This window comes from Shinella sp. M31, from assembly GCF_049199205.1.
Taxonomy (GTDB): Bacteria; Pseudomonadota; Alphaproteobacteria; order Rhizobiales; family Rhizobiaceae; genus Shinella.
This window is the reverse complement of sequence record NZ_JBLZPH010000172.1, coordinates 1-4,273: the sequence shown is the minus strand read 5'-3', so window position 1 is coordinate 4,273 and position 4,273 is coordinate 1. Positions and strand designations below refer to the sequence as shown.

The following is a 4,273-nucleotide window of genomic DNA, read 5'->3' as shown; positions in this document are numbered from 1 at the left end:
GTGCTGCATGACCGCGGGAGCCTGACGGTCTGGCGCTATGCCGTGCGCAAGGCCAAGGACGGTGAGCTGGAACAGGCGCCGCTGAAGCAGATCAGCGTGCAGTCCGAAGGAACGCTCCGCGTCGAGCCCTATACGACACCGCTCAGGGTCGTTCCGCTGCAATAGGATCGGCTGGCCGCTTGCAGCTCTTGGTGACCTCCAGCACCGGCGCTGAAACACAAGCGAAACACTTGGCCGTTACCCTTCCGCAGCTTATGCCCCTCTCGGGCAATCCCGGTCGGCCGGGATTGCGCCGGCTTCCCGGAAGGATTTTGCATGAACACACCGTCGGAGTTTCGCGAACTCGAAGCCTATCACGCGGCGGTGGTTCGCACGGCACTCGACGGTATCGTCGTCATCGACGGCGACGGACTTGTGGTCGATTTCAACCCGGCGGCGGAGGCGATCTTCGGTTACGCGCGCGACGCCGTCATCGGCGAACCGATCGCCGAACTCATCATCCCCGCCGAACACCGTGCCGCCCATGAGCACGGTCTTTCCCGCTATCTCGCGACAGGCGCCGGCAATGTGCTTGGCAAGCGGCTCGAATTGCCCGCCATGCTGTCGACGGGCGAATTGATCCCCATCGAACTCACCATCACAGATGTCACGCTCGGCGGGCGGCCGCTTTTCGCCGCCCATATTCGCGACCAGCGCGCGGCGCGGCGCGCCGAGGCGGAGATCCGCGAGCAGCGCAACGCACTCCACCAGAAGGAAAAGCTTGCGGCGCTCGGCTCGCTTTTGGCAGGCGTGGCCCATGAACTCAACAATCCCCTGTCGATCATCACCGGCCAGGTGCTGATGATGCGCGAGGCGATGGAGGAGCGGGCGGTCACCGACTGGAACGGCCTCATGCGGCGCTGCGAACGCATCTCGACGGCGGCGGACCGTTGCGCGCGCATCGTGCGCAGCTTCCTCGACATGGCGCGCCAGCGCGAAGCCGAACGCACGCCGACACGGCTGGAAACCGTGGTGGAAGAGGCCGTCGAGCTTCTCGGCTATACGATGGAAGCGGCCGGTATCACCGTGGAGCGCCGGTGGGCGGACGGCCTTCCGGTTCTGTCGCTCGATCCCAGCCAGATCCACCAGGTCATTCTCAACCTGCTGGTCAACGCCCAGCAGGCTTTGGAACAGGCGGGCGGTGAAAACCGCAAGATCACCGTCGGCATTGATGCCGACCGGGGGAAGGGAACCGTTTCACTGACCATCGACGACAATGGCCCCGGCGTGCCGGAGGCGATCCGCAGCCGCATCTTCGACCCCTTCTTCACCACCAAGCCGCAAGGGGCGGGCACCGGCATCGGCCTTGCCGTGTCGAAGGGGCTCGTGGAAGCGCATGGCGGCAGCCTGACGCTCGGCGATGGGCCCGGTGGTGGCGCGCGTTTCATCATCCGGCTCCCCTATGACGCGGCGCAGGCAAGCGAAACAGAACCCGCGCGGCCCGCGGCGAAGGCGGATCAACCCGCCCCGAGCCGGCATTTGCTGGTGGTCGATGACGACGTGGCAATCGCCGAACTGCTGGCGGAGATCGCTGGCCGCCTCGGCTATGCCGTCACCGTCACGCATGGCGGCAACGAGGCGCGGGGCAGGATTGCCGCGCGCGATGGCAAATTCGATGCGATCCTTTGCGATATTCGCATGCCCTCCGGCGATGGCCCCGGCCTCTACGACTGGCTGTGCGAACACCATCCGAAACTTGCCGGGCGGATCGGCTTCGTGACCGGCGACACGCTGGGCCCGCTGGCCGGTCGGTTCCTCGCCCGCTCGGGCTGTCCGATGATCGAAAAACCCTTCACGCCCGGCGATATCGCCGCTTTCCTCGACGATCTGACCACGCCGCGCTGAAACAGTTGAAACACAGGAGAACGAGGCTGGAAACAGCAACCGTCTAGGGTGACCTCATCGAACAACCGATGGAGCCCCGTGTCATGGACGACCACAAGATCGCATTGCTTGAAACCACCTTCGCCGAAGTCCGTGCCTCGCAGGATGCCGCCGCCGCCCTGTTTTACGAACGGCTTTTCGTCAACGACCCGTCGCTGCGCCGGCTCTTCACCTCATCCGACATGGCCGCCCAGGGCCGCAAGCTGATGGCCGCACTGGCGCTGGCCGTCAACTCGCTGCGCAAGCTCGATGCGCTGGTGCCCGTTCTCGAAGGACTGGCGGTGAAACATGTCACCTACGGCGTCGAGCGCGGCCACTATGAGACGGTCGGCAAGGCGCTGATCGAAACCCTGTCGCTCTCCTTCGGCGAGCGCTTCACCGCCGACGTCCGCAATGTCTGGACGGAAACCTACCAGCTCGTCGCCGGCGTCATGATGCGCGCAGCCTATGAGGCCGAGGCGGCCTAAACGCTGCGGTTGGTGACGAACATGTAGCCGACGCCGCGGATGGTCTTGATGGTCGTCGGCTTGGCGGGGTCGGCCTCGATCTTCTTGCGCAGGCGCGTGATGCGCACGTCGATCGAGCGGTCGAAGGGCTCGTTGTCGCGGTTATGGGCAAGGTCGAGCAGGCGGTCGCGGCTGAGAACCCGGTTGGGGTGCTGCGCCAGCACTCGCAACAGGTCGAATTCCATGGCGGTCAGCGTGTCGCGGGTGCCGTCGGCGAGGATGAGGCAATGGCCTTCGAGATCGAGATGAGCGCGACCGAAGCTCACGAGGTTCTTACCGGCCACTTGGGCAGGCTGGGCCACGGGCTCCGCCGGCGCGGTCACGCCCCGGCGCAATACGGCGCGAATGCGCGCTTTCAGTTCGCGCAGGTCGAACGGCTTGGTGACATAATCGTCCGCCCCCATTTCCAGACCGACGATACGGTCCACCACATCGGCGGCGCCTGTCAGCATGATGATCGGCACGGCGGAGCCGGCCCGGATGCGCCGTGCAATCGAGAACCCGTCCTCGGACGGCAGATTGAGATCGATGATCAAAAGGTCGGCCGGCCGCTCGGAGAGGGCGGCATCGAGAGCCGCGCCGCTGGCGACGCCGCAGACGGAAAACCCCTGGCCGGCAAGATAGTCGGAAACCATCTCCCGCAGGTCCTCGTCGTCATCGGTCACGATGACGTGGGGTAAAATCGCGTGATCGTTCAAGGGTGTGGCCTGGCGCAGTCTGTTCTTCCTCTAGTTGAATATAACGGGAAGAAAACGGTCTGTCGCGGTCCGTAAGATGTGATTCAGGGCTAATACAACCAAATTTTTCCAAACGTATCCTTCTTGCCGCGATCGGAATGAGGCGTCGAAGGGTCGAAGCGGCAAAGACTGCAATCGCTGGGCGGAAGATACTTTTCTTGCATTCAGCTGTTTGTTAGGGTCGCGGCGAAGAGCTTTGGCACCCAGAGGTTCCGTTTTGCCGTCGTAAATACCGGTCTCACCCCTTTTCACCCCATGGAGCAGCATGGCGCTTGCCGTGCTAAGCCGTGACTTGTTCATCGGGTGGTGGTCTGAGACCGGTCTGGCATTGTCGACCTGTGCCACGCGCAGCCATTTCCGGCTGCCTCAGCTCTTCCGCTCACAAAACATCGCCAAACCGCGCCCGTAACGGGCTTCTCGCGACCTCTTCTTGGTGAACTTCCTTTCGGAAGACCAAGACGACATGCAAAATTCCTTCAGGGTCCGCTGGACCGTCATCCCTCTCCACGCGCCGCAGCCCATTCTTGCCTGCAGCACCTGTGCCGCGCCACGGCCGTTCCGGTCGAGCGACCGGCTCCGGCTCAATGCCAACGGCAAGAAACTCGACGCCTGGCTGATCTACAAATGCACCACTTGCGACAACACCTGGAACCGCACGCTTTTCGAGCGCCGGGCTATCCGTACGATCGATCCGGCGACCTTGCAGGCTTTGCAGTCGAACGACGCGGCATGGGCCCGCCGGTACGCCTTCGACCTCGAAGGGCTACGGCACAAGGCATCGCGCATCGAGGTCTTTCCCGAAAGCATCGTTCACAAGACCATGCTCGAAGAATGCGTCGGCGAGGGCAATCTAGAGATCGTTTTCTCGGTTCCGCTGCCGAGTCAGCTCCGGCTCGACCGGCTGCTGGCCGGAGAACTGGCGATCTCCCGCTCCCGCCTTCAGATGCTGACTGTCGCCGGAGCGCTCTGCTTCGACCCTATGCGCAAGGACGCCTTGCGGCGGCCCGTGTCGGACGGCAGCGTTGTCCGCATCTCGGTGGCGGATCTGCCGGACCGCGATGCCCTGACGCTGGCGGCGTGTGGCGCGAACACCGGATAGCGCCGTCG

Annotated in this window: 4 protein-coding genes; 3 read left to right on the top strand and 1 reads right to left on the bottom strand. The window is 64.0% G+C overall.

Annotated elements, in window-relative coordinates:
• Positions 1 to 315: 315 nt before the first annotated feature.
• On the top strand, positions 316 to 1,884 hold the full coding sequence (locus tag ACOZKU_RS27055) for an ATP-binding protein (protein ID WP_421581504.1): 1,569 nt from the start codon (positions 316 to 318) through the stop codon (positions 1,882 to 1,884).
• An 83-nt stretch (positions 1,885 to 1,967) separates the two neighbouring features.
• Complete coding sequence (locus tag ACOZKU_RS27050) at positions 1,968 to 2,390, top strand: globin family protein (RefSeq protein ID WP_314091418.1); 423 nt, start codon at positions 1,968 to 1,970, stop codon at positions 2,388 to 2,390.
• Here the strand turns inward: ACOZKU_RS27050 and ACOZKU_RS27045 are convergent.
• Positions 2,387 to 3,127: a response regulator gene (locus ACOZKU_RS27045; RefSeq protein WP_421581503.1), complete on the bottom strand. Its 741-nt coding sequence runs from the start codon at positions 3,125 to 3,127 to the stop codon at positions 2,387 to 2,389. The two genes, ACOZKU_RS27050 and ACOZKU_RS27045, sit on opposite strands and share 4 nt — an antisense overlap.
• Positions 3,128 to 3,599: 472 nt before the next feature.
• Here ACOZKU_RS27045 and ACOZKU_RS27040 point away from each other — a divergent pair, with 472 nt between their 5' ends.
• Entirely contained in the window at positions 3,600 to 4,265 is a 666-nt protein-coding gene (locus ACOZKU_RS27040; protein WP_421581505.1) for a DUF1062 domain-containing protein, read from the top strand.
• Positions 4,266 to 4,273: the final 8 nt, after the last annotated feature.